This window comes from Comamonas sp. A23, assembly GCF_004522605.1.
Lineage (GTDB): Bacteria > Pseudomonadota > Gammaproteobacteria > Burkholderiales > Burkholderiaceae_C > Comamonas > Comamonas thiooxydans.
In genome coordinates, this window is record NZ_RSDT01000012.1 from 1 (window position 1) to 24487 (window position 24487).

The window sequence follows — 24487 nt, forward strand, 5'->3', positions numbered from 1 at the left end:
CACGGCGGGCGTGGACTACCACGTGCCGTTTGGCGGTCGCAAGGGCTCAAGCTACGGTCCGCGCGAGCAGGGCCGCTATGCCCAGGAGTTCTACACCACGGTGAAGACGGCCTATACGCTGGCGTGAGCGAGATCGTTGATTGTTGCTTCTCTTTTGCCGGGCCTTGGGCCCGGCTTTTTCATGGCGCGGTGGCGATCAGCCCAGCAGCGCTGCCCTGATGGTCTTGACACCGTCGGCGTTGTCCCAGACCCCTTCTTCCAGCGCGTCGTGAATGGTCTTGTCCAGCGCGGCGGCCAGCTGCTCGCGTGTCTGGGCAGCCTGGGGGCTGGCGTCCAGCACGATGCGCAAGGCAGTGGCCAGTGCCGTGATCTGGGCTGTGAGATTGACGACGGTGGTGTTGGAGCTCATGAGTCGGTCCTTGAAAATGCGATGAACAGGGCAGCTGGCATGGCGCGCAGTGCGGGGTGTCCAGCTGTCAACGGCCTTCAGTGTCGCGCGGGTCGATACTGCTGTTAACGTATCAACAATGAGCAGCGGCCGCGAAGATCTCGCCTGGTTTCAAGGGTGGATAGTCTTCAGATGCTTTACGGTAAAGCACCGGCAGCTACTGTTTTTGAGAGTTCTATAAGACAGGAGAGACAAGAGCATGAGTCTGAAGAGAGTCTGTATCTATGGTGCCGGAGCCATTGGCGGCTGGCTGGGTGTGGCGCTGGCCAAGGCCGGCTGCGAGCTGAGCGCCGTGGCGCGGGGCCAGACGCTGGCTGCGCTGCAGCACAACGGCCTGACGCTGGTGCATGGCGAGGAGCGTGAGACCGTGGCCGTCAATGCGCAGCAGGACCCGGCCGCTCTGGGCGTGCAGGATGTGGTGGTGATTGCCGTCAAGGCGCCGTCCATGCCCGATGTGGCGCGTGCCGTCGCACCGCTGATCGGCCCGCAGACCCTGGTGCTGACCGCCATGAACGGTGTGCCCTGGTGGTTTCTGGCCGGTGGCGTGGATGCCAGCCTGCGCGGCCTGCAGCTCAGGACAGTGGATCCGCAGGGCGAGATTGCGCGCGCCATTCCCACCGAGCAGGTGCTCGGGGCGGTGGTGCATGCCAGCTGCTCCCTTGACGCTCCCGGCGTGGTGCGCCGGCATTTCGGCAACAGCCTCATCGTCGGCGAGCCCACGGCCCAGTCCGGCGATGCGCCCACGCCGCGCCTGCTGGCGCTGGCCGAGCTGCTGCGTGCGGGTGGTCTCGAGGTCAGGCTCAGCGACAACATCCAGCGCGACGCCTGGTACAAGCTCTGGGGCAATATGACCATGAACCCCGTCAGTGCGATCACGGGCGCGACTACGGACAGGATTCTAGGCGATGAGCTGGTACGCAACTTCATCACGGCCGTGATGCTGGAAGCCCGCGAAATCGGCGCGCGCATCGGCCTGCCGATTGCCGACAGTCCGCAGGACCGCCATCAGGTCACGCTCAAGCTGGGCGGCTTCAAGACCTCCATGCTCCAGGATGTGGAAGCCGGCAAGCCGGTGGAGCTGGATGCCCTGGTGGGCGCTGTGCGCGAGATGGGCGCCATGTGTGGCATGACCACGCCGTTCACCGATGCGCTGCTGGGACTGGCGCGGCTGCGCGCGCAGCAGCTGGGTCTGTATCCGGTGTAAGGCGGTGGCGGGCAGGGCGCTCTTGGGCCTAGACTAGATGGCATGAGCACCACATCTACCCAGACCGCCACTCTCAAGTCCGCTCCTGCGCAGGACAGCCATTGGGCCACGCTGTGCGTGGTGACGACGACCGTTGGGCATTCGGCCGAGGCCGAGGACATGGCGCGGGCGCTGGTCTCGGCCAAGGCTGCGGCCTGCGTGCAGACCGAGCGCATCACCTCGTATTACGAGTGGGACGGAGTGCTGCAGACCGCTCCCGAATGGCGTTTGATCTGCAAGACCCTGCCCGAGGCCCTGCCGCGGCTGACGCAGCTGCTGCGCAGCCATCACAGCTATGAAGTGCCCCAGATCACCATGCGCACCGAGCGCTGCCTCAACGACTATGCCAAATGGCTCAAGCAGCAGGTGCAGCTCTGAAGCCTGAATAAAAAAGGAGCGCCTTGCACGCTCCTTCATTAGGCTTCAGTACTTAATCTATCTGAAAATTTGATAGATAAAGCGCTGGTTGCTATGGTTTTTGTGATTCAGGACAGCAGGGCCTGGGCGAACTCGCGTGCGCTGAAGGTTTCCAGATCCTCGATCTTCTCGCCCACGCCGATGAAGTAGACGGGCACGGGACGCTCCTGCGCAATCGCGGCCAGCACGCCGCCCTTGGCCGTACCGTCGAGCTTGGTGACGATCAGGCCCGTGAGCTGCAGCGCGTCATCGAAGGCGCGCACCTGGGTCAGGGCGTTCTGGCCGGTGTTGCCGTCAATCACCAGCAGCACCTCGTGCGGCGCCGTGCCGTCGGCCTTGCTCACCACGCGCTTGATCTTCTTGAGCTCTTCCATCAGATGCAGCTGCGTGGGCAGGCGTCCGGCCGTATCGACCAGCACCACATCCTTTTTGCGTGCCTTGCCGGCTGAAACAGCATCGAAGCTCACGGCGGCGGGGTCGCCACCGTCCTGGCTGATGATCTCCACGGTGTTGCGATTGGCCCAGACGCCCAGCTGCTCGCGCGCGGCGGCGCGGAAGGTGTCGGCGGCGGCCAGCAGCACGGACTGCTCGCCGTCGGCCAGATGCTTGGTTAGCTTGCCGATGGAGGTGGTCTTGCCCGCACCGTTGACGCCGGCCACCATGATGACGGTCGGTGTGTGTTCGCCGATGCTAAGCGGCTTTTCCAGGGGCCTCAGCAAATCGGTCAGCGCATCGGCCAGCAGCGCCTTGACGGCGGCGGGCTCGGTGGTCTTGGTTTCCTTGACGCGGCGCTTCAGGTCTTCCAGCAGATGCTGGGTGGCCTTGACGCCGGTGTCGGCCATCAGCAGCGCGTCCTCCAGCTCTTCATAGAGCCGGTCGTCGATCTGCGTGCCGGTAAAGACGGTGGCGATGCTGGAGCCGGTCTTGCGCAGACCGGCTTTCAGCCGTTCCATCCAGTTTTGACGGGAATTTGGGGCTTGCGGCTTTGCGGTAGGCTCGGGGGCTGCTACAAAATCCTGAGTGGCAGGCTGATCTTCGCCGGCCTTGGCCGTCGCGCCGCCACCAAAGGGCTTGCGCCACCAGGAGCTGCTGCCGTTTTCGGCAGGCGTATCCTGTGGAGCTGGCCCGGTTTGCGGGGCAGGAGCGGGCGCCGCGGCTGCCTCGGCAGCGGGCGTGGTGTTCACTGCATCGGGTGAACTGGGCTTTTTCTTGAAAAAACTGAACATTGGCGGGTTTTTAGAATCGCATCATTCTATGAAACATGTACGCGCACTCCCTGTACTGGGCTTAATGGCCTGTTTGAGCGCTGGGGCAGCCTTGGCTGCGCCGGGCGCATCGTCGCAACCTGTGCCTGCTGCCGCCACGGCGGCCGCGCCGCAAGTGCAGCAGTTCACGCTGAAGAACGGCATGCAGCTGATCGTGCAGCCCGACCGGCGCGCGCCCACGGCCGTGCACATGGTCTGGGTACGCGTAGGCTCCATGGACGAGGTCGACGGCACCACGGGCGTGGCCCATGCGCTGGAGCACATGATGTTCAAGGGCTCCAAAAGCGTCAAGCCCGGAGACTTCTCGCGTCGCGTGGCGGCGCTGGGCGGCCAGGAAAACGCATTCACCTGGCGTGACTACACGGGGTACTACCAGCAGATTCCGTCCAGCCGTCTGGAAGACGTGATGAAGCTGGAATCCGACCGTTTTGCCAACAACCAGTGGCCGGACTCCGAATTCAAGAAGGAAATCGAGGTCATCAAGGAAGAGCGCCGCATGCGCACCGACGACCAGCCGCGCGCCATGCTGATGGAGCAGCTGATGGCGGCCACCTTCATGGCCTCGCCCTATCGTCGCCCCGTGGTGGGCTGGATGAGCGACCTGAACTCCATGACGCCCGGCGATGTGCGCGATTTCCACAAGCGCTGGTATGTGCCTGCCAACGCCGCCGTGGTCGTGGTGGGGGACGTGAACGTCAACCAGGTGCGTGCCTGGGCCGAGAAGTATTACGGCAGCATTCCCGCGCGAGCCCTGCCGCAGCGCAAGCCGCAGACCGAACCCAGGCAGATCGGCGTGCGTCGCATCGAGGTCAAGCAGCCTGCCGAGCAGGCCTTTATCGCCATGGCCTATCGCACCCCCACCCTGAAGAGCGTGGACAAGCTGCAGGCCGAGGATAAGGACGCGCTGGCGCTGCTGGTGCTGTCCGCCGTGCTGGACGGTTATGACGGTGCTCGCCTGGAGCGCGCCCTGGTACAGGGCGAAGGCCAGGCCAACGGCCGTGTGGCCGATAGCGCCGGCAGCTCGGCCAACATCATGGGGCGCGGGCCCAGCCTGTTCATGCTGACCGGCGTTCCGGCCCAGGGCAAGACCGTGGCCGATGTGGAGGCTGCGCTGCGTGCCCAGATCAAGAAGGTGGCTGATGAGGGCGTGCAGGCCGATGAACTGGAGCGCGTCAAGACGCAGTGGATGGCCTCCAACGTCTATGAGCGTGATTCCGTCATGGGCCAGGCCCAGAACCTGGGCAATTACTGGATTCAGAACATGCCGCTGGATGCCGAGGACAAGCTGCTGGCCGAACTGCGCAAAGTCACCTCTGACGATGTGAAGGCCGTGGCCGCCAAATATTTTGGCGACGACCAGCTCACTGTCGGCACCCTGGTGCCTCAGCCTCTGCCGGCGGGTAGCAAGCCCCAGCGTCCCATGTCGGGCAAGGCGGATGCAGATAAATCCATGCACTGAGCGCAGCGGAGAAACCTATGAAAACTATGAAAAAGATAGCTGCTAGTGCTTTCGTGGTAAGCGCTGGAATGGGTTTTTTAACCCAATCTGCCTGGGCCTTGCTGCCGATAGAGCATTGGACCCAACCCAGTGGCGCCCAGGTCTGGCTGGTGCAAAGTCCCGGAATTCCCATGGTGGATGTGCAGGTGGACTTCGACGCCGGCAGCCGCCGTGATCCCGAGGACAAGGTAGGCCTGGCGACAGCCGTGGCCATGATGTCCTCCAAGGGCATCAAGGCGGCAGGCGATGCGCCTGCGCTGGATGAAAATGGCCTGGGTCAGGCCTGGGCCGACCTGGGCGCCAGTTTTGGCGCCAGTGCGGGGCGTGACAGCTTCAGCTACGGCCTGCGCACTCTGACCGAGCCCAATCTGCAGCAAAAGGCCGTGGCCCTGGCGGCACGCCAGATTGCCTCGCCAAGCTGGCCCGATGCCGTGTGGCAGCGTGACCGCGAGCGCTGGAGCGCGTCCATCAAGGAAGCCGATACGCGTCCCGGCACCGTGGCCTCCAAGGCCTTCCGCAAGGCCGTGTTCGGCAACTCGCCCTATGGCTATCAGACCACGGTCGACAGCCTGGGCCGGATCGATGTTTCGGCCATGCAGGACTTTCACCGCAAGCTGATTGCCGCCTGCCGCGCCAAGGTCAGCGTGGTGGGCGCGGTCAATCGCCAGCAGGCCGATGCCATGGTCAAGCAGTTGCTGGGGCCGCTGCAGGCTACCAATGGCAACGACTGCCCGCCGCTGCCTGCCGTGGCCAAGGTGCAGGACCTGCAGCAAGCCAAGGTCGAGAACATTCCGTTCGAGTCGGCCCAGGCCCAGGTGCTGATCGGCCAGCCCGGCATTGCGCGCAACAACCCCGATTTTCTCGCCGTGATGGTGGGCAACCATATTCTGGGCGGCGGCGGCTTCACCTCGCGGCTGATGGAAGAGGTGCGTGAAAAGCGGGGCCTGACCTATGGCGTCTCCAGCGACTTCTCGCCGGGCCTGGATCGTGGCGCCTTCATCATAGGCCTGCAGACCCGGCCCGATCAGGCGGCCGAGGCGCTCAAGGTCTCGCAGGACGTGTTGCGCAAATTCATTGCCGAAGGTCCTAGCGACAAGGAACTCAAGGCGGCCAAGGACAATCTGATCGGCGGCTTTGCCTTGCGCATAGACAGCAACCGCAAGCTGCTGGGCAATGTGGCCAATATTGCCTGGAATGGCCTGCCGCTCGATTATCTGGAGCACTGGACCGATCGCGTTCAGGCTCTGACCACCAAGGACGTGAAGGAGGCGATGCAGCGCATGGTCCAGCCCGAGCGCATGGTCACCATCACTCTCGGAGCCAAGCCATGAGCCGCAGCGCCATCAAGCTACACACCCCGGCAGGCCGCAAGGCGCTGGACAAGATGATTCATGAGTCCGAGCGCAAGGCGCAGGAGCTGGCGGCCAGCCGTCCGGCCCGCCCCGGAGCCAAGGCTGCCCAGCCCGCTGCAGCCAAGCCGGCGGCCACGGGGGCCGGTGAAATCCGCATCATCGGCGGGCAATGGCGCCGCACGCGCCTGGTCGTGGCGCAAAAGCCCGGTCTGCGGCCCACGCCCGATCGCGTGCGCGAGACCCTGTTCAACTGGCTGGGTCAGGACTTGAGCAACTGGAAATGCGTCGATGCCTTCTCGGGCACCGGGGCACTGGGTTTCGAAGCCGCATCGCGCGGCGCGACCAGCGTCATCATGAACGAGCAGGATGCCGCCCTGGTGCAGCAGCTGCAGCGTCTGCAGCAAAAGCTCGATGCCAGGATGGTCAAGGTGCAGCGCGGCGATGCGCTGAGCTGCCTGAAGACCGTGGCGGGCCAGGATCTGATTTTGCTGGACCCGCCATTCGGCCAGACCGAGCTGTTCGAGCCCGCGCTCAAGGCGGCCATCGCGGCCTTGAACGACGGCGGTTTCATTTACCTGGAAGCTCCCGAAGCCTGGGCCGAAGAGCGCCTGCTGGAAATGGGACTGGAGCTGCATCGCTATCTGAAGGCCGGCGCCGTCCATGCGCATCTGCTGAAGAAGCAGTAGACCTTTGCTATTGAACCGGGAGCTGCAGGCGCTTTGATCAGATGCGTCAGCAGCTCTTTTTTGTATGGGGCAGCGCTGTGCAGGCCTGAATGCATAATCTCTTTACGCTGCACTGCAGCAGCCCTCACCCTCATCAAGACCCGCAGGAGAGAGATAAGCCATGAGCCAGGACCTGATTGCTGTTTACCCCGGAACCTTTGACCCGATCACCCTGGGGCATGAAGATGTGGTGCGCCGGGCTGCACAGCTGTTTGGCAAGGTCATCGTGGCCGTGGCGGCAGGCCATCACAAAAAGACGCTGTTTTCGCTGGAGGAGCGCATTGCCATGGTGCGCGAGTCCTGTGCCAATTATCCTCAGGTGGAGGTGGAGAGCTTTGACGGACTGCTCGCGCATTTTGTGCTCGCGCGCGGCGCCAAGGCCATGGTGCGCGGCCTGCGTGCGGTGACGGACTTCGACTATGAGTTCCAGCTTGCCGGCATGAACCGCACGCTGATGCCCGAGGTGGAAACCGTGTTCCTCACGCCCAGCGATCGCTATCAGTTCATCAGCTCCACCTTTGTGCGCGAGATTGCCACGCTCAATGGCGATGTGGACAAGTTTGTCTCCAAGGGCGTGCATGAGCGCCTGATGCTCAAGGTCGGCCGCAAGGCCTGAGCTTTCAGCCTCCCTGGCTAGTCGCCCTGCTGCGATAGCTGCTGATGGTCTCGTGGACAAAGCGCAGCTTGTCCCAGGCCGGGCCGGAAATGGCAAACGGATAGGCATCGCCATGGCCGAGGCTGCGATTCAGGCTGTTGTGCAGCAGGGTCAGCGGCACCCACTGGGATTGCATCACCGAAAAATCGGGTGGCACCGGCCCCAGCGGGTTTTGAATGAGTTGCTGGCCCGTGCTGGGTATGTCCGGCACGGTAATGCAGGTGCCGTAGCTGGCAGCGGTCTCCAGCAAGTCCACCATGTGCAGATAGTGAGCCCAGGTTTCGGCCCAGTCCTCCCAGGGGTGTGAGGTGGCATAGGCGCTGATGAACTGACCGCGCCAGCTGTTGTCCAGAGGGTCCTTGCCATAATGGCGCTGCAGGGCCTGGGCATAGTCCTGATTCTCATAGCCAAACAATGCCCTGAAGCGCTCCAGATGCTCGCTGTTGGCTATCAGCTGATCCCAGTAGAAATGTCCCGATTCGTGACGCAGATGTCCTATCAGCGTGCGATAGGGTTCGTGCAAGACCTGGCGGCGTTTGGCACGTTCGTCGTCGTCTGCCTCGACCACGTTGAGCGTGATCATGCCGCTGGCATGGCCGGTCATGACGGGATTCTGGCCGGGCAGGTCTGCGAGCAGGGAAAAGCGCGGCTCGGCCACGCGGTGTCCATGAGGGTCCAGCAGGCCCAGCCTGGCCAGGGTGTAGAACAGCCTGCGCTTGGCGACCTCGATCTTGGCCCAGCGCAGTTCATTGGCGGGATCGCTGCCGTCCGGCAGCCATTCGGTCTGTCGGCAGGAAACGCACAGCGGCTGCGGGTCTGAGGCCTCGATCGCAAAATTGCACAGGCTGATGTTGTGTCGGTGGGCGCAGGCGCGGTAGCGTACGTCGGGGCCCCCGGCCGGGGGCAGAATGCCGACGCGCAACTGGTCGGGCAGAAAGGCCTGGCTTGCTCCGCAATGCACGCATTGCAGGCTTTCAAAATAGATCAGGTGGCCGCAGGCCTCGCAGTTGAAAACTTGCATGCGGACACTTTAATGGCGAACTCGGCTGCCAGGGTGTAGGAAAAAACAAAGCCAGCTCGAAAGCTGGCTTTGGGCAGGAAGCGCAGCCCTCAGACAGTGGCTGGCTTCAGGTGCGCATCGTCAAGGCCTGACCACGATGCTGTTGCGCACTTCACGCACATGCTTGGTCGTGCGGGCAATTTCGCCGGCACGGGCCTTTTCTGCTTCGGATTTGGCAAAGCCCGACAGCTGCACGGTGCCGTTCATGGTTTCCACGCTGATGGCGGTTGCAGAGACATTCTTGTCTTCGGCCATCTTGGCCTTCACCGCAGTGGTGATGCCGGCGTCGTCCACATAGGAGCCCACAGTCTGCTGGTCACGAGCCACCGAGCAGGCCGTGGTTGCCAGCACGGTCGTTGCGGCGACCAGACTGAAAGCCAAAGCGCGAGTCAGATTCTTCATATGGTTCTCCCTTGGTTTTGAAAAGGCGCAAAGAACGCTTGCGAAAAACGGCTCAGAGTGAATTCCTGCTCACTTCCTGCGCGAGCGGCCCAGAAAGAAGGCCGTTGCCAGAGCTGCCCCGGTCGCCGCGGCGATCAGCACGGAGCGCCCAGGTTGTTCGGACACATACTTGGTGGTCGCATCCGCTGCGGTGTTGAACTGACGGCGTGCGCGGTGCGAGCTGTCGGCCCAGAAGTTGATACTGCGCTCGGCCAGATCCTGAGCGCGGTTGGCAAGGTTGTCGATCAGCGGGTTTTCGCTGTCGTCGATATTGCGCATATGACGCCCCGTGGAGTCGATGGCCTCGGAGGCTGTGCGCCGTGCGCGGCGTGCGGCGTCATGAACCTTGTCGGCGACGTCCTCTGCCACGTCCTGAGCCTCATTCACCATTTTCTGGGCGGCCTGCTTGCCGGAGTCCACTGCATCTTCAGCGGCATCGGCTACCTTGTGGGCCACATTCTGGGCGGATTGGGCGGCATGCTTTGCCGAGTCCTTGGCATCGGCTGCCAGCTCCTTGGCAGCGTCCTTGAGATCTTCAACCGTGTCCTTGGCGTCTTTTACGGCTTGGCTCATTGTTTGGAACTCCCTGAAATCTAGAAATTATCGTGACAGCGTGAAGTAACGCCAGTCTTCGTAACCCGGCCTCTCGGAGGCAGAAGCTGAGAGCGATCATGGCGAATACTGGTGGTTTGTGCAATGTGCAGGAACAAAGTTCTACACATTTGGCGCCAGTGCTATTTCTTCACGAGGCCCATCAGGAAGGTGATGACGGCCATGACCAGAAACACGAAAAACAGAATCTTGGCGATACCTACGGCGCTGGCCGCGATGCCGCCGAAGCCGAACACTGCAGCGATCAAGGCAATCACCAGAAAGACAATGGCGTAGTGCAACATGGTTTTCTCCTATCGAATGCAGGCCGACAGGCATTGCCGTGCGGCCATGTATTGAATGTAGAGAACTGAGCAGCCCAAGCTTGACGGTGAGCTTCTGTCACCAGGGTCGGGGTATTTAGGGACAGTCATGTAGGACTGCGTTGACATGTGCGCCCAGTTCAGGTGCTTGCCATTGTCAAAGGAATGACTGCCGAGATCGTGGTTCCCTTGCCGAGCTGGGATGCCACGGTAAGCCTGCCGCCGACAGCTTCAACACGGTGTTTCATGCCTGCCAGTCCATGGGAGTTGGGGCGCATGCTGGCCGTCTCGAAGCCTTGGCCATCGTCCTGGATCTGCACGGCCACATAGGTGGGATAGTTGTGCACCGTGACGATGACATGGCTGGCCCTGGCGTATTTCCCGATGTTGGTGAGCGACTCCTGTACGACGCGATAGACCGTCAGCTGCGTGGATTCAGGCAGGTCCACTTGCTCCAGGCTGCATTCCACCTCGATGTTGCTGCGTTCACCGAATTCCCGGGTCAGGATTTCCAGCGCGGTGGTCAGGCCCAGGTTGGAGAGAGAAGAGGGTCGGAGGTCTTCAATGATGCGGCGTTTGAGTGCAATCCCGCTGTTGAGCGTCTCGATCAGATGGGTGATGCGTTCGGAGACGTCGGGTGTCGAGGTGTCGATCTTGGACTTGAGGCGCGCAACGTCCAGTTTCGCGGCGGTCAGCAGCGAGCCCAGTTCATCGTGCAACTCGCGTGCCAAGTGCGCTCGCTCATCCTCGCGTACCTGCTGCAAATGGGTTGCCAGCTCGGTGAGGGCCGCTGTGCGGTCGCGAACGACTTCCTCCAGACGATTGCGTTCATCGCGCTGAATCTCCTGCTCGCGCTGATGTGAGTGCTGCAACGCATTGGCCTGTCGCAGATACATGAAGAAGCCCAGAATCCCCAGAGCGGTCACTGTCGCAATTCCCAGGCGTGACAGACCCAGCGTTTGTTCGATATCCGCGAGATTGGACTTGACGCGCTGATCGATGCTGTCCATCAGGGTCTTGATATGGCCCCGTATGGCATCCATGTTTTCCATGCCTACGTCGGTAAACATCACAAAGCGCCACGCTTCATCGTTGCCCTGGCGATAAAGGCGCAGGCTCAGCTCCATTTCGCTGGTCTTGCGCTCGACCTGGCGCGCCAGCGGAGTAAAGGTTGCCAGCTCCTTGGGGTCCATGATGAAGATGCCGCGCAGGTCATCCATGCTGCTGCTGATAGCGGCGGAGGCAGAGTTATAGGGCTCGAGATAGCGCTCCTCTCCTGTCAGCAGGTAGCCGCGCAGGCCGGTTTCCGCATCCAGCATTTGCTGCATCAGCAAATTGAGCTTGGCTCTGGTGGCTTGCGTCTTGGTGAGCGTGTCCAGAGCCTGCAACGAGCGCTTATAGCCTGCTTCATTAATGCTTACCATTAAGACTGCCGCAATGACTGCGATCGTCAGGCTGACTGCAATTTTGCGGATATTGGTCCAACGCATCTACATCCTCTCACCTACAAGGCAATTACCTGATATTCTGCATAACCGTAGCGTCAACGACTGACATCATAGTGCGGGTCTTAAAATGTGATGCGCCCTGGAGATGAGCGCAGTTTCATGAAAAGAGGTGTTCATGATAAAAGTAGGCATAGTGGATGACCATGCGATTGTTCGCTCGGGATTACGCCAATTCCTGTCGGAACATGTAGATCTGAGGGTCGTGGGAGAAGCGGGCAATGGGCGGGAGGCCATTGACCTGGTTCGGGAGCATGAAATTGACGTGCTGCTGATGGACTTGTCCATGCCAGGACAAAGCGGCATAGATGCCTTGGCAATGCTCAGAGCCAAAGCACCTGATATGGGCATCCTGATACTTAGTGGATACCCTGAGGAGCATTACGCAATCAACTTGATTCGTCAGGGGGCCAGCGGATATCTCAACAAGGAGTGCGATCCCCAGGATATTGCAGAGGCCATCCGCACCGTGGCTCTGGGAAGGCGTTACCTGACGCCGGCGGTGGCCGATCTCCTGGCCCAGCAACTCAACCGCAAGGATGATGTTCCGGCACACGAGCAATTGTCGGAGCGTGAGTTTCAGGTATTCCTGAAGCTTGCGCGCGGCGAGACTGCCGGAGACATTGCCAAATCGCTCTCGTTGAGCGTGAAAACAGTGAGTACTTACCGGACAAGGCTCATGGAAAAAATGGGCCTTTCCTCAAATAGCGATCTGACATACTATGCGTTGAAAAATCGATTGATCGATTAATGGAGACTCAAATAAAAAAGGCTTGAATATTCAAGCCTTTTTTATTTTGCGTTATTTTCAAGATTTACTGGTATTTAAATCAATACAGAAATCGATAAGCGCATCGATTTCGTTGGATTTGTCAAATACGGCATCTGCGCTGAGTTCAAGGCAGCGCTGTCGTATATCGGCGGTCGCGTAATTGCTCAGCACGAGCAGCTTTTTCTGCGGTGGTCGATGTTGAAGGCTTGTGACGATGCCGAGACCGCTGCCCTCGCGCAAGAACAGGTCCACGATGACCAGATCCCAGGCGTCAGGGTTGTGGCTGAGCCAGCGTACGGCATCGGCTTCGGTCTCTGCCACCCCCACAGCTTCCACATCGGCAAGCTCCGCCATCGTCGCAATCAGGTTGTCGCGAATCGTGGGATTGTCTTCAACAAAAAAGGTACGCAGTTTCACGACGGTAGCAAGCTGATGAGGTGGACGCCAAGGATCAAGCGGCGAGAGTCATTTCAATTCTCAATGTGGAAAATCAATTACGGCCCATGAAAAAATCATTGTATTGTCATTTTTTGTAATTTGTGTTTGGCGTTCCGCAGATATCACAGGTTTTAACCCTAGCAATTTTCATCCTACTCCACTCCATGGAGCGTGCATCAAGCATTTGAAGTTGTCCGACAGAAGATCGGCCAAAACCGACAATCAGCTTCAGTGCTTCCGCAGCTTGCTGGGTGCCGATCAGTCCAACCAGCGGAGCAAAGACGCCCATGGTTGAACACTGAACCTCTTCAAATTCAGCCTCTGGCGGAAAGACGCATGCATAGCATGGGCTGTCGGGGTTGCGTGGATCAATGACCATCAGCTGGCCATCGACACGGATGGCAGCTCCTTCGACCAGGGGTACGCCGTGGCGTACGCAAGCCGCATTGATGGCCTGGCGGGTCTTGTAGTTGTCGGTGCAGTCGAGCACGATGCTTGCCTCAGGCAGCAGTTCATCGAGCAGGGTCTCGGTTGCACGCTGCTGGATGCAGCGAATCTCGATCCCGGGATTGATGGCATGTACGGCAGTGCGGATCGATTCCACCTTGGCCATGCCTATGCGCTCGGTCGTGTGGGCAATCTGGCGCTGCAGATTGGTCATGTCCACGACGTCGTTGTCGACGATGGTGATGCGCCCCACACCTGCCGAGCCCAGGTAGAGTGCGGCAGGCGAGCCCAAGCCGCCGGCTCCAATGATCACTGCATGCGCTGCCAGAATGCGCTCCTGGCCTTCGATGCCGATCTCGTCGAGCATGATGTGACGGGAATAGCGTAGCAATTGATCGTCATTCATCGGTTTGCTTCCATGGTTCCAAGAAAAAAGCCGGGCAAGCCCGGCTGATTTTGAGCGGGTTCCATAACCCGGTGCTTATTTTTTGCTCTTGTCGGATTCGCCTTTTTCGGGCGCTTTCTTGTCAGCGGGCTTTTTGTCCGCGGCCGTCGCGTCTCCGGGCTTCTCTTCGATTTTGCGCTCCGTCAGGGTTTTGCTGACCTTGACAGCTTGGCCTTTGAGCTTGTTCAGTGCCTGTTGCAGCTGAAAGTCCTTTTCAGACCCGAATTCCGGCAGGCGGCGTTCGGCGGCTGGCTTCTTGGCTTCCTCTTCCAGGCGTTTGCGAGCTTCCTCGCGGGCCTTTTCAAGCGAATCGTTCTTGACCTCCGCACCCTGTCCGCTGGACAAATGCTTTTCAAGGTCTGCTTCACGCATGCTCAGTGCTGCAAACAAATCGCCGTCTGCAGTCTCGTCCACCATCACATCGGGCACGATGCCCTTGGCCTGAATGGATTTGCCGCTAGGCGTGTAGTAGCGCGCCGTCGTCAGCTTGAGAGCCGTATCGGGGCCCAGAGGGCGCACGGTTTGCACCGACCCCTTGCCAAAGGACTGGCTGCCCATGACGGTGGCGCGTTTGTGATCTTGCAGGGCTCCGGCCACGATTTCGCTGGCCGAGGCCGAGCCTTCATTGACCAGCACCACCAGAGGCAGCTTTTTCAGTGCTGCAGGCAGGCGTTGCAAGGGGTCGCCAAAACCGCGCTGGGCGTAGAACTCGGGCGATGCCTTGTAGACGGCCTTGCTTTCGGCCAACTGGCCGTTGGTCGAAACCACGGGCACATCGGGTGGCAGGAAGGCCGCAGAGATGGCTACGGCAGCATCCAGCAAACCGCCTGGATCATTGCGCAGGTCCAGCACCAGTCCCTTGAGATTGGGTTCCTGCTTGTAGATTTCCTCGACCTTGCGGACAAAGTCATCGACGGTGCGTTCCTGGAACTGGCTCAGGCGGATCCAGGCGTAGCCAGGCTCGATCACCTTGCCCTTGACCGATTGAGTCTTGATTTCTTCACGGGTGATGGTGACGGGGAAGCTGCGGCTTTCATCCTTTCGCAGGATGTTCAGGCGCACCTTGGTATTTGGTTCGCCACGCATGCGCTTGACAGCGTCATTGAGCGTCAGGCCCTTGACGGCAGTGTCGTCGATCTTGGTGATCAGGTCGCCGGTCTTGAGACCCGCACGGAAAGCGGGCGAGCCTTCGATGGGGGAGACGATCTTGATCAGCCCGTCTTCCATGGTGATCTCGATGCCGACGCCAACGAACTTGCCGGAAGTGCCTTCCTTGAATTCTTTGTAGGTTTTCTTGTCGAAGTACTGGGAGTGAGGGTCCAGGCTGGAGACCATGCCGGAGATGGCGTCGGTGATCAGCTTCTTGTCGCTGACCTGCTCCACGTAATCGGTCTTGATCAGGCCGAAGACGGCCGACAACTGCTGGATTTCTTCAAGTGGCAGAGGCGTCACACCCCCGCGAGCCAGCGTCTGCAGGGATACGGTGGTCAACGCACCGGCGACCACGCCCACAGAGATCCAGCCTGCAATTTTGATTTTTTGACCCATAGCACCCCTTAAACCATTCGCAATATACACCTTGGACGGCGGAAGGCCCATGAGGTTCCAAGGCCTTTTGCCGTGTCAGTCCTGTTCAGACTGCGCAAGCGGTCTGAACAGGAACGGTGAAGAGGTCTCTCTCAGGCCTTGCCCTGGGCCGCAACTGCCGCTGCAGCCTTGGCTGCGGCTTCGGCGTCGCCCAGGTAGTAGTGGCGGATGGGCTTGAGGTCGGCGTCCAGCTCATAGACCAGAGGAATGCCGTTGGGCACGTTCACGCCCACGATCTGGTCGTCGGCGATGTTGTCCAGATACTTGATCAGGGCGCGGATGGAGTTGCCGTGTGCGGCCACAACCACCCGTTTGCCGGCCTTGATGGCGGGTGCGATGGACTCGTCCCAGAACGGCACAACGCGTGCCACCGTGTCCTTGAGGCACTCGGTCAGCGGGATCTGCTCGGGCTGCAGCTTGGCGTAGCGCACATCGCTGCGTTCGCTGCGAGGGTCGGTGGCTTCCAGGGCGGGAGGCGGCACGTCGTAGCTGCGGCGCCAGACCAGCACTTGCTCGTCGCCGTACTGCTTGGCCATATCGGCCTTGTTCAGACCTTGCAGACCGCCGTAGTGGCGTTCGTTGAGGCGCCAGCTATGCACCACGGGCAGCCAGGTGCGGTCCATTTCATCCTGCACATGCCACAGGGTACGGATGGCGCGCTTGAGCACGCTGGTATAGGCCACATCGAAGTCATAGCCTTCTGCCTTGAGCAGTTGGCCGGCCTTCTTGGCCTGTTCGACGCCGGTGGCAGTCAGATCCACATCGGTCCAGCCGGTGAAGCGGTTTTCAAGGTTCCAGGTGGATTCACCGTGGCGGATCAGAACGAGCTTGTACATGGATTCTCTCAAAGTAGCAAAGCAGTAATGACACAAAGTCAAAACCGTGCATTTTAGGGGCTGGCCTTTGTCCGGGCTTGAGGCAAGGTAAGCCGGTCGCACCCAGCGGTGGCCGCCAAGCTATTCCTGTTGGGCCCTTCGGGGATTGTGAAGAGCACTCACTTGCGGCCTAGGGCATGTGAACAGAGGGTTTTGGCTTGCGAGAACAGGGGCTGTGGCCCTCTGGCGCGATCCGCCGGCAAGCCTGCCTCTAAAATCGTTCGGTTTGCCATCCCAAGGAATGACGTGAAATTCATCATTGATAACTGGTATTTGATCCTGATTGCCGTGGCTTCGGGTGTGATGCTGCTGCTGCCCGCACTGCGCGGTGCCACAGGCGGCTCGCTGTCGGCAGCGGCTGCGGTGCACCTGATCAACCGCGAAAAAGCCGTGGTGCTGGACGTCTGCGAGCCCGAAGAGTTTGCCGCCGGCCATGTCAACGGAGCCAGGAACCTGCCGCTGAGCCAGTTGGAAGAAAAGTTGCCCACCACCGTCAAGAACAAGCAACTGCCCGTGGTGCTGGTGTGTGCATCGGGCGCCCGTGCCGTGCGTGCCGAAGCGGTGGCCAAGAAGCTGGGTTACGAGAAGGCCCAGGCGCTGGCTGGCGGCATGAAGGCCTGGCGCGATGCCGGCCTGCCGGTTGAAAAAGCCTGATTCGGCCGCAACTGAGAACTCTGACGACTGCAGCACAGCGTGCTGCATTGCAAAAACTACAAGGAAGTTGCTCATGCAAGCCGTGAAGATGTACACCACCGCCGTCTGCCCCTATTGCATTCGTGCCAAGCAGATTCTCAAGTCCAAGGGCGTGGATCAGATCGAGGAAGTGCGCATCGATTTCGATACCGCTGCCCGCGATCACATGATGCAGGTCACCGGCCGCCGCACCGTACCCCAGATCTTCATTGGCGATACCCATGTGGGCGGTTGCGACGATCTGATGGCGCTGGATGCCAAGGGCGGTCTGCTGCCCCTGCTGCAAAGCTGATTACGTGCCGTGCCACTGCCGCCAAACGGCATGAATTTGCGCTTTGTGCTGCCTGCTACGACGCAGCCTCTGGCTGTCACTGCATAATGCAAAGCGCTATTTCATGGAAATGCCTGCTGTGAGGATAGCTGCGTGCTAGTCCTCTGCGCAGGCATTTTCATTTCCCTCTCAAGATTTTCTGAAAGACCTAGCTCATCATGGCCGAACAAGACAACAGCCCCGTGTTCCAGATCCAGCGCGTGTATCTGAAGGACCTGTCCCTGGAGCAGCCCAACTCTCCCGCCATCCTGCTGGAGCAAGAGCAGCCCAGCGTGGACATCCAGCTGGGTGTGGAAGCCACTCCCGTGGCTGAAGGCGTCTACGAAGTGGCCGTGACCGCCACGGTTCAGACCAAGATTCAGGACAAGACCGTGTTCCTGGTCGAAGCCAAGCAGGCCGGCATCTTCGAAATCCGCAACGTGCCCGAAGACCAGATGGGCGGCGTGATCGGCATTGCCTGCCCCCAGATCATCTACCCCTATCTGCGCGGCAACGTGGCCGACGTGGTGACCCGCGCCGGTTTCCCTCCCGTGCACCTGGCCGAGATCAACTTTCAGGCCATGTACGAGCAGCAGCAAGCGGCTGCCGCAGCACAGGCCGAAGGCCAGCTGCCCCAGTAAGCTGACGGCAATTGCTGATTCCTGCGATGTGCAAGAATCGGCAGCCAGGCAAGAAAGAGGCCCTAGCGGCCTCTTTTTCTTGTGGGTTGTGCGCAAACTGCTATCAAAATTCAGGTATGAAAATTCTTGTCATCGGCGCTGGCGCCTGGGGTACGGCCATGGCCATCAGCGCGGCCACCCATCCCGAGCAGGGCAGCGTCAGACTCTGGGCGCGTGACCCGGCACAGGCGCAGCTCATGCAGGCCGAGCGCGCCAACAGCCGCTATCTGCCCGGCATCCGCTTCCCGGATGCGCTCACGGTGGTCAGCGGAGATGTGATGGCCCATGTGGCGGATGCCGATCTGATCGTGCTGGGCACGCCCATGGCGGCGCTGCGCCAGTGGCTGGGCCAGCTCAAGGATTGCCGCCGGCCCGTGGTCTGGCTGTGCAAGGGCTTCGAGGCCGTGGCCGCCGACGCACCTGCCGGCAGCTATGGGCTGATGGCGCATGAAGTCTGCCAACAGGTGGCTCCGCAGCTGCAAAGCGGTGCGCTCAGCGGCCCCAGCTTTGCGGCCGAGGTGGCGCGCCAGCAGCCTACGGCTTTGGTGGCCGCCAGCGCCCATGAGGGCGTGAGCGAGCTGCTGGTGTCGGCCTTTCACGGTGAGGCCATGCGCGTCTATGCCAATCAGGACATCGTGGGCGTGGAAGTCGGCGGAGCCGTCAAGAATGTGCTGGCCATTGCCACGGGTCTTTGCGACGGCCTGCAGCTGGGGCTGAACGCGCGCGCGGCCCTGGTCACGCGTGGCCTGGCCGAGATGACGCGCCTGGGCGTGGCGCTGGGTGCGCGCGCCGAAACCTTCATGGGCCTGTCCGGCCTTGGCGATCTGGTGCTGACCGCCACCGGCGATCTCTCGCGCAATCGCAAGGTGGGTCTGCTGCTGGCCGAAGGCAAGAGCCTGGAGCAGGCCGTGACATCGCTGGGCCATGTGGCCGAGGGTGTGTACAGCGCCCGCACCGTGCTCGCACGGGCACGCCAGGTCGGTGTGGAAATGCCCATCACCGAAACCGTGGTTGCCTTGCTGGACGGCCAGCTGCCGGTGACCGAAGCCGTGCAGCACCTGATGGTGCGCGATCCGCGCGGCGAATAAGCCTATAGAACGATAGCTGTTAGCGCTTGATATTCATGGATCTCAGATACTTTTCTATCTGAAAGTTAATGGATGCAGGCGGTAGCAGCTATTGTTTTCCATGGTGCTGACTGACGGATTCAGGCGCGCCCGGCGAGCTACTTCGCCTCTCTGACGCTGAGCCAGGCACTCGCCGCCCCGCACAGCGCAATGACGACCATGCCCAGCACGGCCCATTGGTCGGGGATATGACCATAGACCAGCCAGCCTGCCAGCAGCGCGCAGGGGATCTGGCTGTAGAGAAACGGCGTGATGGTCGCAGGCTCGGCTTTTTCATAGGCCTTGAGCAGCATCAGGTGTCCGACGGCGCTGCCTGCGCCCATGGCAATCGCGGCCAGCCAGAGTGCTGCGCTGTCCGGCAGCTGCCAGGACCAGGGCAGGGCCATGCAGCTCAGGCTCAGGGCCAGCAGGCTGGTGTAGATCTGCGTGGTCAGCGGGCGCTCCTTGCCCGCCATGCGGCTGCTCAGGATCTGATAGGCGGTGTTGGCCAGCAGCTGCAGCGCAGGCCAGACCAGGGCCCAGCCGCTGAACTGGCCGCCGCCCGGCCGCAAGATGACCAGCGTGCCCGCAAAGCCCAGCGCCACCAGCACCCAGCGCAAGGGGCTGACCTGCTGGCCCAGCCAGAGCGCGGCCAGCAAGGTCAGGGCCAGCGGCGTCAGCGCCACGATGGCCGTGAACTCCGCCAGTGGCAGATAGCGCAGGCTGAGCATGGCCAGCGCATTGCTCAGACAAAACAGAATGGCGCGCAGACACTGAAAGCCCGGGCGCTGGGTGCGAAAAATCTCCAGCCCATGTCTTGCTACGCCAAAGCCCACGGTCAGCACCGACTGCAGCGCATAGCGCAGCCACAACGCCATCAGCAGCGGCAGCACGGCGCCCGCATATTTGGAGCCCGTATCGAGTATCGAAAAACAGGCGCAGGCCAGCACCGTGAAGCCGATGCCCGTCAGCGTATGGCGATGGACCGAGGAGGCTGAGTGCTGTGACATGGAAGAACTTGCCGGGCACTGCGCGGTGCCGAGAGAAAAGACTTCAGGTGATTTTGGCCTGAAGCCCCTGATGACTAAGCGTTGGCTGCTATTGAATTCATGGCGTGAACTCAATCATGGGGCGTGACGCAAGAGAGAGACAGCAAGCAAGGGCCTAGCCGGCCGCGCCGCCCCGCAGCTAGGGCTGCCCCAGCGATGCTGTCGTCCCCCTCCCTTAGCGCGCAGCGCGTAGAGAGAGGAGAGGGGCGCCCGGCCAGGGGAAGGCGCGGGGCCGCCCAGGCAAGCGGCTCAGGGGGAGTTACAAACCAATCTCCAGGGCCAGCAGTTCCTCCACCGTCTGGCGACGGCGAATCAGCTGGCTCTGCTCGCCATCGACCAGCACTTCGGCGGCCAGCGGGCGGGTGTTGTAGTTGCTGGACATGGAGCTGCCGTAGGCGCCCGTGTCATGAATCACCAGCAGGTCGCCCACGCTGGCGCCGGCCAGCGCGCGCGGCAGCACCACGCCGCCGTCGCCCTGGGTGAAGACATCGCCCGATTCGCACAGCGGGCCGGCCACCACGCTGTCCTGCGCGGGCAGGCTCTGGCCGTCGCGGCGCAGCACTTCCATGCCGTGGTAGCTGCCGTACATGCTGGGGCGCATCAGCTCGTTGAAGCCGGTGTCGACCAGCACGAAGTGGTTGCTGCCCGCATTCTTGGTGGCGCGCACGGTGCCCAGCAGCACGCCGGACTCGGCCACCAGGAAGCGGCCGGGTTCCAGTTCCAGACCCAGGCTGTGGCCCACGATGCCTTCTGCCTGCTTGCGCGCCGCATCCCACAGGCCGTGGTAGTGGTTGGTGTCGATGGTGGCATCGCCCTGTTTGTAGGGGATGGACAGGCCGCCGCCGGCCGAAATCGCATGCAGGTCCACGCCCGCCGCCTTGGTGCGCTCGACCAGCTTGACCATGGCGCCGCAGACTTCCTGCAGATGGCCGTAGTCCACGCCCGAGCCGATGTGCATGTGCAGGCCGGCCAGCACCAGGCCGCCGGCCTTGATGGCGTCCAGTGCGGCTTCGAGTTCGCTGTGCCAGATGCCGTGCTTGCTGTGCTCGCCGCCGGTGTTGGTCTTGTTGCTGTGACCGTGGCCGAAGCCGGGGTTGATGCGCAGCCAGACATGGTGGCCCTTGGACACGGCGGCCAGCTGGTGCAGCATGTCGATGGAGCCCGCGTTCACAGGCACCTGGTGTTCCACCACGGTGGCCAGCGTGGCCTCGTCCATCACGTCGGCTGTGAAGACGATATCGGCAGGTTCGCCGAAGCCGGGCGTAAAGCCCGCCGCCAGCGCGCGCAGGACTTCGCCGCGCGAGACCGCATCCACCTTCACGCCTTGCTCGCGCATGAGCTTGAGGATGTGAATGTTGGAGCAGGCCTTCTGGGCAAAGCGCACGGTGTCGAAAGCCTTGAGCTGGGCAATGCGTTCGCGGATGGTGGCGGCGTCATAAACCCACAGCGGCGTGCCGTACTGGTCGGCCAGGTTCCAGAGCTGTGCGGGAGAGAAGGGGTTTGCCATGGGCGGTCTCTTGAAAGGGAATAGTTCAGCGCATCATGCATGCGGCTGTCTATTCAGTCCAATAGCTTGATTTATGAAGATTATTCAATATTGATATGCTTTGGGCATGACTGATTCAGAAGCTTCTCAGCGCATCACCCACCGTCATATCGAGGTGTTCCGTGCCGTCATGACGGCCGGCAGCGTCACGGGCGCGGCGCAGCTGCTCTATACCTCCCAGCCCACGGTCAGCCGCGAGCTGGCGCGCATGGAGCAACTGCTGGGCTATGCACTGTTCGAGCGCGTGCAGGGCCGGCTGCGCGCCAATGCGCGGGCCTTGCTGCTGTGGGACGAGGTGCGGCGCAGCTGGCAGGGCCTGGAGCGCGTGATCGACCGCGCCGTGGAGCTGGGGCGCCCGCAGGGCGCGAGCATCAGCGTGCTGTGCCTGCCGGCACTCAGCCACGCCTTGCTGCCGGGCGCGCTGGCGCGTCTGCAGGTCAGTCATGGCGCCGTGGCCGTGAGCGTGAGCACCCAGGAGGCACCGCTGCTGCAGGAATGGATGGCGGCCCAGCGCTTCGATCTGGGCCTGTCCGAGCTGGCCGAGGCGCCGCCGGGCACGCGCAGCCAGCCCTTGCCGGCCATGGACGAGGTAGCCGTGCTGCCTGCTGGCCATGCGCTGGCGCAGAAGGCGCTGCTGAGTGAGCGGGACTTTGAGGGCGAATCCTTCATCAGCCTGGCGCGCGACGACCCCTACCGGGCCCAGATCGATGCGGTGTTCGCCCGTGCCGGCGTACAGCGCCGGCTGAGCCTGGAGACCGCCAGCGCCGTTGCCGTCTGCGCCATGGTCCAGCATGGCCTGGGTCTGGCCATCGTCAACCCGCTGACTGCGCGGGCCTGCGCCGGCCCGCAGCTGGTGGTGCGGCCGCTGGCGTTCTCGATAGCGTTCCAGGTGCATATGCTGCTGCCGCTGCACCGGCCTGCCGATGCGGGCCTGCCCTGGCTGACGGCGGCACTGGAGCAGGAGGCACTCAGCCTGCTTGGGCACAGGCGCTGAATTCGGCGATAGGGCTTTCGCAGGTGAGCTTGCGCAAACTTCTATGTTGCAGTGCACAATAAAACGCCTGAATGCAAGGAGTTACACATGCCTGAATCCGCCATCCCCCACCGCACTGCCAGCGAACTGCTGGACATCAGCATGGCCGTGCCTCAGGTCATCAACCACCGGCTCACGCGCATGGCCCTCAGCGGTCCGGTGCTCTCTGCGCGCGACCAGAAGGAGTTCACGCGCATGGTGGTGGAAAAGCAGGTCGCCTTCAGCCAGGCCTGGCTGACCATGGGGGCCGAAATGTTCAAGGTGCAGCAGCAACTGTGTCTGGCCTGGATGCGCAACCCCTGGACCATGAGCCAGAAGCTGCCCGTGGCGGCCGACAAGGTGGCGGCCAGAAGCCTGGCGCCGATTCGCCGCAAGGCCGTGGCCAATGCCAAGCGCCTGTCGCAGACCAGCCTGAAATAAGCGGCCACCAGCCGCCAAACCTAGACCCTGATGCGTTCTATCAGTCGTTGACTGGCCTCGTCCAGCCCCGTCAGCTCCACGCGGCAGCCATGCTGGCGCAGGCGCTCCATCACCTTATCCAGCGCGCCCACGGCAGTGATGTCCCAGAAATGAGCGCCACTTACATCGATGCGGGCCTGCCTGCCGGCCGCGGCACGCACGTCGAAGGCTTCGATCAGCGCATCGGCCGAGGCAAAAAACACCTGGCCGCTCACCGTCCAGGTATAGAGTCCGCCGGCCTCGTCCAGGCTGCCCCGGACCTGCAGCATATGGGCCACCTTGAAGGTGAAGAACACGCCCGAGAGCAGCACGCCTGCCACCACGCCGGCGGCCAGATTGTGGGTGGCGATGGTGATGACCACCGTCACCAGCATCACCGAGCTGGACAGACGCGGGTGGCGCACCAGATTGCCCAGCGACTTCCAGTCGAAGGTCGAGACCGACACCATGACCATGATGGCCACCAGAGCAATCACCGGTACCCGCGACACCCAGGGCTTGAGGGCGACCATGAGAATCAGCAGAAACACCCCGGCAAACAGGGTGGACAGACGACCGCGGCCGCCGTATTTCACGTTGCCCACGGCTTGGCCGATCATGCCGCAGCCCGCAATGCCGCCGAACAGGCTGGCCGAGACATTGGCCAGGCCCAGGCCCGTGCATTCGCGGCTCTTGTTGCTGGGCGTGCCCGTCAGGTCGTCCACCACGGCGGCTGTGAGCACCGACTCCAGCAGACCCACCATGGCAATCGCCAGGGCCGGCAGGGCGATGATGCGTAGCGTCTCCAGGCTCGCGGGGATTTCGGGCAGTGCAAACAGCGGCAGGCTGTCCGGCAGATGACCCAGATCGGCCACGGTCTTGAGAGGCAGGCCCATGAAGCTGGCGAGCAGCGTCAGCACCAGCACGCAGATCAGTGGTGAGGGAATGGCGCCCAGCGCCTTGAGCTGCACTCGCTGTCCCAGCCAGGGCAGGCCGTAGATCAGGGCCAGGCCCAGGGCCAGCATGGCCCAGGTGGCGGTGTTGGCGCCCTGCAGATGCGGCAACTGGGCTGAAAAGATCAGAATGGCCAGCGCGTTGACAAAACCCGTGCGCACCGAACTGGAGACAAAGCGCACCAGGCTGCCCATCTTGCACAGGCCGAAAGCGATCTGCATGACGCCGGCCAGCAAGCCTGCGGCCAGCAGATATGGCAGACCATGCGATGCGACCAGCGGAGCCGCCACCAGGGCCACCGAGCCGGCCGCTGCCGAGACCATGGCCGGACGTGCGCCGAACACGGCAATCACGATGCTGATGATGAAGGAGGCATACAGCCCCACGGCCGGGTCCACACCCGCGACAAAGGAAAAGGCAATGACCTCGGGAATCAGCGCAAACGTGGCGACGGCGCCGGCCAGCAGCTCACGCGGCACGCTGGGCGCCCATTCGGCGCGCCATCGGCTCAGAGAAAAATGGGGATTCATATCGCAGCAGCAAGTGATGCGCTGCCTGTACAGAGCAGGCAGCGCCGGTGGGCGATATTAA

At 61.9% G+C, this 24487-nt stretch carries 29 protein-coding genes; 15 read left to right on the top strand and 14 right to left on the bottom strand.

Annotation, left to right across the window (positions count from 1 at the left end):
* Positions 1-127: aldehyde dehydrogenase family protein (locus EIC84_RS21580; protein WP_134737337.1), on the top strand; the 127-nt coding region annotated here is incomplete at its 5' end.
* 69 nt (positions 128-196) lie between these two features.
* Here the strand turns inward: EIC84_RS21580 and EIC84_RS21585 are convergent.
* A complete protein-coding gene (locus EIC84_RS21585) occupies positions 197-409 on the bottom strand; it encodes a hypothetical protein (RefSeq protein ID WP_003066698.1) in 213 nt (70 codons plus the stop codon).
* Between the two features lie 238 nt (positions 410-647).
* On the opposite strand from EIC84_RS21585, the gene EIC84_RS21590 reads away from it, so the two are divergent.
* Together EIC84_RS21590 and cutA are read left to right on the top strand one after the other, a co-directional pair.
* On the top strand, positions 648-1652 hold the full coding sequence (locus EIC84_RS21590; RefSeq protein ID WP_003066700.1) for a 2-dehydropantoate 2-reductase: 1005 nt from the start codon (positions 648-650) through the stop codon (positions 1650-1652).
* A 42-nt stretch (positions 1653-1694) separates the two neighbouring features.
* Complete coding sequence (gene cutA / locus EIC84_RS21595) at positions 1695-2069, top strand: divalent-cation tolerance protein CutA (protein ID WP_003066702.1); 375 nt, start codon at positions 1695-1697, stop codon at positions 2067-2069.
* A gap of 107 nt (positions 2070-2176) precedes the next feature.
* On the opposite strand, the gene ftsY is transcribed toward cutA, so the two are convergent.
* Positions 2177-3334, bottom strand: coding sequence for a signal recognition particle-docking protein FtsY (ftsY, locus tag EIC84_RS21600; protein WP_003066704.1), 1158 nt, complete (start codon positions 3332-3334; stop codon positions 2177-2179).
* A 64-nt stretch (positions 3335-3398) separates the two neighbouring features.
* On the opposite strand from ftsY, the gene EIC84_RS21605 reads away from it, so the two are divergent.
* From EIC84_RS21605 to coaD, 4 genes are all read left to right on the top strand, one after another.
* Positions 3399-4832, top strand: a complete 1434-nt coding sequence (locus EIC84_RS21605) for a pitrilysin family protein (RefSeq protein ID WP_034362354.1) — start codon at positions 3399-3401, stop codon at positions 4830-4832.
* Between the two features lie 17 nt (positions 4833-4849).
* The gene (locus EIC84_RS21610) at positions 4850-6202 is read left to right on the top strand and encodes a pitrilysin family protein (RefSeq protein ID WP_034362356.1); all 1353 of its coding nucleotides are present in this window, start codon (positions 4850-4852) and stop codon (positions 6200-6202) included.
* Entirely contained in the window at positions 6199-6909 is a 711-nt protein-coding gene (gene rsmD / locus EIC84_RS21615; protein WP_003066710.1) for a 16S rRNA (guanine(966)-N(2))-methyltransferase RsmD, read from the top strand. Before EIC84_RS21610 ends, rsmD begins: the two co-directional genes overlap by 4 nt.
* A 160-nt stretch (positions 6910-7069) precedes the next feature.
* The gene (coaD, locus tag EIC84_RS21620) at positions 7070-7564 is read left to right on the top strand and encodes a pantetheine-phosphate adenylyltransferase (protein WP_003066712.1); all 495 of its coding nucleotides are present in this window, start codon (positions 7070-7072) and stop codon (positions 7562-7564) included.
* A gap of 4 nt (positions 7565-7568) precedes the next feature.
* Here coaD and EIC84_RS21625 read toward each other — a convergent pair whose 3' ends face one another.
* From EIC84_RS21625 to EIC84_RS21645, 5 genes are all read right to left on the bottom strand, one after another.
* Positions 7569-8624: a putative zinc-binding metallopeptidase gene (locus EIC84_RS21625; RefSeq protein ID WP_003066714.1), complete on the bottom strand. Its 1056-nt coding sequence runs from the start codon at positions 8622-8624 to the stop codon at positions 7569-7571.
* Positions 8625-8744: 120 nt separating this feature from the next.
* Entirely contained in the window at positions 8745-9065 is a 321-nt protein-coding gene (locus tag EIC84_RS21630) for a BON domain-containing protein (RefSeq protein WP_003066716.1), read from the bottom strand.
* 69 nt (positions 9066-9134) lie between these two features.
* Entirely contained in the window at positions 9135-9677 is a 543-nt protein-coding gene (locus EIC84_RS21635; RefSeq protein WP_003066718.1) for a YtxH domain-containing protein, read from the bottom strand.
* Positions 9678-9838: 161 nt separating this feature from the next.
* Positions 9839-10000: a DUF1328 domain-containing protein gene (locus tag EIC84_RS21640; RefSeq protein WP_003051882.1), complete on the bottom strand. Its 162-nt coding sequence runs from the start codon at positions 9998-10000 to the stop codon at positions 9839-9841.
* A 158-nt stretch (positions 10001-10158) separates the two neighbouring features.
* Positions 10159-11508: a CHASE3 domain-containing protein gene (locus EIC84_RS21645; RefSeq protein ID WP_003066721.1), complete on the bottom strand. Its 1350-nt coding sequence runs from the start codon at positions 11506-11508 to the stop codon at positions 10159-10161.
* Between the two features lie 133 nt (positions 11509-11641).
* On the opposite strand from EIC84_RS21645, the gene EIC84_RS21650 reads away from it, so the two are divergent.
* On the top strand, positions 11642-12274 hold the full coding sequence (locus EIC84_RS21650; protein WP_003051886.1) for a response regulator transcription factor: 633 nt from the start codon (positions 11642-11644) through the stop codon (positions 12272-12274).
* Positions 12275-12331: 57 nt separating this feature from the next.
* Here EIC84_RS21650 and EIC84_RS21655 read toward each other — a convergent pair whose 3' ends face one another.
* The 4 genes from EIC84_RS21655 to gpmA all read right to left on the bottom strand — a co-directional run bounded on the left by EIC84_RS21655 (position 12332) and on the right by gpmA (position 16048).
* Positions 12332-12712 carry a response regulator gene (locus tag EIC84_RS21655; RefSeq protein WP_003066723.1) on the bottom strand — a complete coding sequence of 127 codons (381 nt, stop codon included), beginning with the start codon at positions 12710-12712 and terminating at the stop codon, positions 12332-12334.
* Between the two features lie 106 nt (positions 12713-12818).
* The gene (locus tag EIC84_RS21660; protein WP_003066727.1) at positions 12819-13586 is read right to left on the bottom strand and encodes a HesA/MoeB/ThiF family protein; all 768 of its coding nucleotides are present in this window, start codon (positions 13584-13586) and stop codon (positions 12819-12821) included.
* 75 nt (positions 13587-13661) lie between these two features.
* Positions 13662-15173: a S41 family peptidase gene (locus EIC84_RS21665; protein WP_003066730.1), complete on the bottom strand. Its 1512-nt coding sequence runs from the start codon at positions 15171-15173 to the stop codon at positions 13662-13664.
* A gap of 131 nt (positions 15174-15304) precedes the next feature.
* The gene (gpmA, locus tag EIC84_RS21670) at positions 15305-16048 is read right to left on the bottom strand and encodes a 2,3-diphosphoglycerate-dependent phosphoglycerate mutase (protein WP_003066733.1); all 744 of its coding nucleotides are present in this window, start codon (positions 16046-16048) and stop codon (positions 15305-15307) included.
* Between the two features lie 285 nt (positions 16049-16333).
* On the opposite strand from gpmA, the gene EIC84_RS21675 reads away from it, so the two are divergent.
* From EIC84_RS21675 to EIC84_RS21690, 4 genes are all read left to right on the top strand, one after another.
* Positions 16334-16741, top strand: coding sequence for a rhodanese-like domain-containing protein (locus EIC84_RS21675; protein WP_003066735.1), 408 nt, complete (start codon positions 16334-16336; stop codon positions 16739-16741).
* 73 nt (positions 16742-16814) lie between these two features.
* Positions 16815-17072, top strand: a complete 258-nt coding sequence (gene grxC, locus EIC84_RS21680; protein ID WP_003066738.1) for a glutaredoxin 3 — start codon at positions 16815-16817, stop codon at positions 17070-17072.
* A gap of 197 nt (positions 17073-17269) precedes the next feature.
* Positions 17270-17731: a protein-export chaperone SecB gene (gene secB / locus EIC84_RS21685; RefSeq protein ID WP_003066740.1), complete on the top strand. Its 462-nt coding sequence runs from the start codon at positions 17270-17272 to the stop codon at positions 17729-17731.
* Positions 17732-17847: 116 nt separating this feature from the next.
* Positions 17848-18858: an NAD(P)H-dependent glycerol-3-phosphate dehydrogenase gene (locus EIC84_RS21690; RefSeq protein WP_003066742.1), complete on the top strand. Its 1011-nt coding sequence runs from the start codon at positions 17848-17850 to the stop codon at positions 18856-18858.
* A gap of 137 nt (positions 18859-18995) precedes the next feature.
* Here EIC84_RS21690 and EIC84_RS21695 read toward each other — a convergent pair whose 3' ends face one another.
* On the bottom strand, positions 18996-19886 hold the full coding sequence (locus EIC84_RS21695) for a DMT family transporter (RefSeq protein WP_003066745.1): 891 nt from the start codon (positions 19884-19886) through the stop codon (positions 18996-18998).
* Between EIC84_RS21695 and EIC84_RS26555 the strand changes: the two genes are divergently transcribed.
* On the top strand, positions 19885-20013 hold the full coding sequence (locus EIC84_RS26555; protein ID WP_255432092.1) for a hypothetical protein: 129 nt from the start codon (positions 19885-19887) through the stop codon (positions 20011-20013). The genes EIC84_RS21695 and EIC84_RS26555 overlap by 2 nt on opposite strands.
* 171 nt (positions 20014-20184) lie before the next feature.
* Here EIC84_RS26555 and lysA read toward each other — a convergent pair whose 3' ends face one another.
* Positions 20185-21432 carry a diaminopimelate decarboxylase gene (lysA, locus tag EIC84_RS21700; protein ID WP_003066746.1) on the bottom strand — a complete coding sequence of 416 codons (1248 nt, stop codon included), beginning with the start codon at positions 21430-21432 and terminating at the stop codon, positions 20185-20187.
* Between the two features lie 106 nt (positions 21433-21538).
* On the opposite strand from lysA, the gene EIC84_RS21705 reads away from it, so the two are divergent.
* Both EIC84_RS21705 and EIC84_RS21710 read left to right on the top strand, forming a co-directional pair.
* Entirely contained in the window at positions 21539-22465 is a 927-nt protein-coding gene (locus tag EIC84_RS21705) for a LysR family transcriptional regulator (protein WP_034362359.1), read from the top strand.
* Positions 22466-22552: 87 nt separating this feature from the next.
* Positions 22553-22924 (top strand): polyhydroxyalkanoate granule-associated phasin, encoded by a 372-nt coding sequence (locus EIC84_RS21710; protein ID WP_003066750.1) that lies wholly within the window; start codon positions 22553-22555, stop codon positions 22922-22924.
* Positions 22925-22944: 20 nt separating this feature from the next.
* Here the strand turns inward: EIC84_RS21710 and EIC84_RS21715 are convergent, their stop codons facing one another.
* Positions 22945-24426: a SulP family inorganic anion transporter gene (locus tag EIC84_RS21715; protein WP_134737341.1), complete on the bottom strand. Its 1482-nt coding sequence runs from the start codon at positions 24424-24426 to the stop codon at positions 22945-22947.
* Positions 24427-24487: the final 61 nt, after the last annotated feature.

Bases quoted from the DNA above. Each gene is read 5' to 3' on its own strand.
- EIC84_RS21610 (WP_034362356.1), top strand. From the start codon at position 4,850: ATGAAAACTATGAAAAAGATAGCTGCTAGTGCTTTCGTGGTAAGCGCT.
- gpmA (WP_003066733.1), bottom strand. From the start codon at position 16,048: ATGTACAAGCTCGTTCTGATCCGCCACGGTGAATCCACCTGGAACCTT.
- lysA (WP_003066746.1), bottom strand. From the start codon at position 21,432: ATGGCAAACCCCTTCTCTCCCGCACAGCTCTGGAACCTGGCCGACCAG.
- EIC84_RS21590 (WP_003066700.1), top strand. From the start codon at position 648: ATGAGTCTGAAGAGAGTCTGTATCTATGGTGCCGGAGCCATTGGCGGC.
- EIC84_RS21695 (WP_003066745.1), bottom strand. From the start codon at position 19,886: ATGTCACAGCACTCAGCCTCCTCGGTCCATCGCCATACGCTGACGGGC.
- ftsY (WP_003066704.1), bottom strand. From the start codon at position 3,334: ATGTTCAGTTTTTTCAAGAAAAAGCCCAGTTCACCCGATGCAGTGAAC.
- EIC84_RS21585 (WP_003066698.1), bottom strand. From the start codon at position 409: ATGAGCTCCAACACCACCGTCGTCAATCTCACAGCCCAGATCACGGCA.
- cutA (WP_003066702.1), top strand. From the start codon at position 1,695: ATGAGCACCACATCTACCCAGACCGCCACTCTCAAGTCCGCTCCTGCG.
- EIC84_RS21710 (WP_003066750.1), top strand. From the start codon at position 22,553: ATGCCTGAATCCGCCATCCCCCACCGCACTGCCAGCGAACTGCTGGAC.
- EIC84_RS21650 (WP_003051886.1), top strand. From the start codon at position 11,642: ATGATAAAAGTAGGCATAGTGGATGACCATGCGATTGTTCGCTCGGGA.
- EIC84_RS21660 (WP_003066727.1), bottom strand. From the start codon at position 13,586: ATGAATGACGATCAATTGCTACGCTATTCCCGTCACATCATGCTCGAC.
- EIC84_RS21635 (WP_003066718.1), bottom strand. From the start codon at position 9,677: ATGAGCCAAGCCGTAAAAGACGCCAAGGACACGGTTGAAGATCTCAAG.
- coaD (WP_003066712.1), top strand. From the start codon at position 7,070: ATGAGCCAGGACCTGATTGCTGTTTACCCCGGAACCTTTGACCCGATC.
- EIC84_RS26555 (WP_255432092.1), top strand. From the start codon at position 19,885: ATGGAAGAACTTGCCGGGCACTGCGCGGTGCCGAGAGAAAAGACTTCA.
- EIC84_RS21625 (WP_003066714.1), bottom strand. From the start codon at position 8,624: ATGCAAGTTTTCAACTGCGAGGCCTGCGGCCACCTGATCTATTTTGAA.
- rsmD (WP_003066710.1), top strand. From the start codon at position 6,199: ATGAGCCGCAGCGCCATCAAGCTACACACCCCGGCAGGCCGCAAGGCG.
- EIC84_RS21640 (WP_003051882.1), bottom strand. From the start codon at position 10,000: ATGTTGCACTACGCCATTGTCTTTCTGGTGATTGCCTTGATCGCTGCA.
- EIC84_RS21665 (WP_003066730.1), bottom strand. From the start codon at position 15,173: ATGGGTCAAAAAATCAAAATTGCAGGCTGGATCTCTGTGGGCGTGGTC.
- EIC84_RS21705 (WP_034362359.1), top strand. From the start codon at position 21,539: ATGACTGATTCAGAAGCTTCTCAGCGCATCACCCACCGTCATATCGAG.
- EIC84_RS21690 (WP_003066742.1), top strand. From the start codon at position 17,848: ATGAAAATTCTTGTCATCGGCGCTGGCGCCTGGGGTACGGCCATGGCC.
- EIC84_RS21645 (WP_003066721.1), bottom strand. From the start codon at position 11,508: ATGCGTTGGACCAATATCCGCAAAATTGCAGTCAGCCTGACGATCGCA.
- EIC84_RS21715 (WP_134737341.1), bottom strand. From the start codon at position 24,426: ATGAATCCCCATTTTTCTCTGAGCCGATGGCGCGCCGAATGGGCGCCC.
- EIC84_RS21605 (WP_034362354.1), top strand. From the start codon at position 3,399: ATGGCCTGTTTGAGCGCTGGGGCAGCCTTGGCTGCGCCGGGCGCATCG.
- secB (WP_003066740.1), top strand. From the start codon at position 17,270: ATGGCCGAACAAGACAACAGCCCCGTGTTCCAGATCCAGCGCGTGTAT.
- EIC84_RS21630 (WP_003066716.1), bottom strand. From the start codon at position 9,065: ATGAAGAATCTGACTCGCGCTTTGGCTTTCAGTCTGGTCGCCGCAACG.
- grxC (WP_003066738.1), top strand. From the start codon at position 16,815: ATGCAAGCCGTGAAGATGTACACCACCGCCGTCTGCCCCTATTGCATT.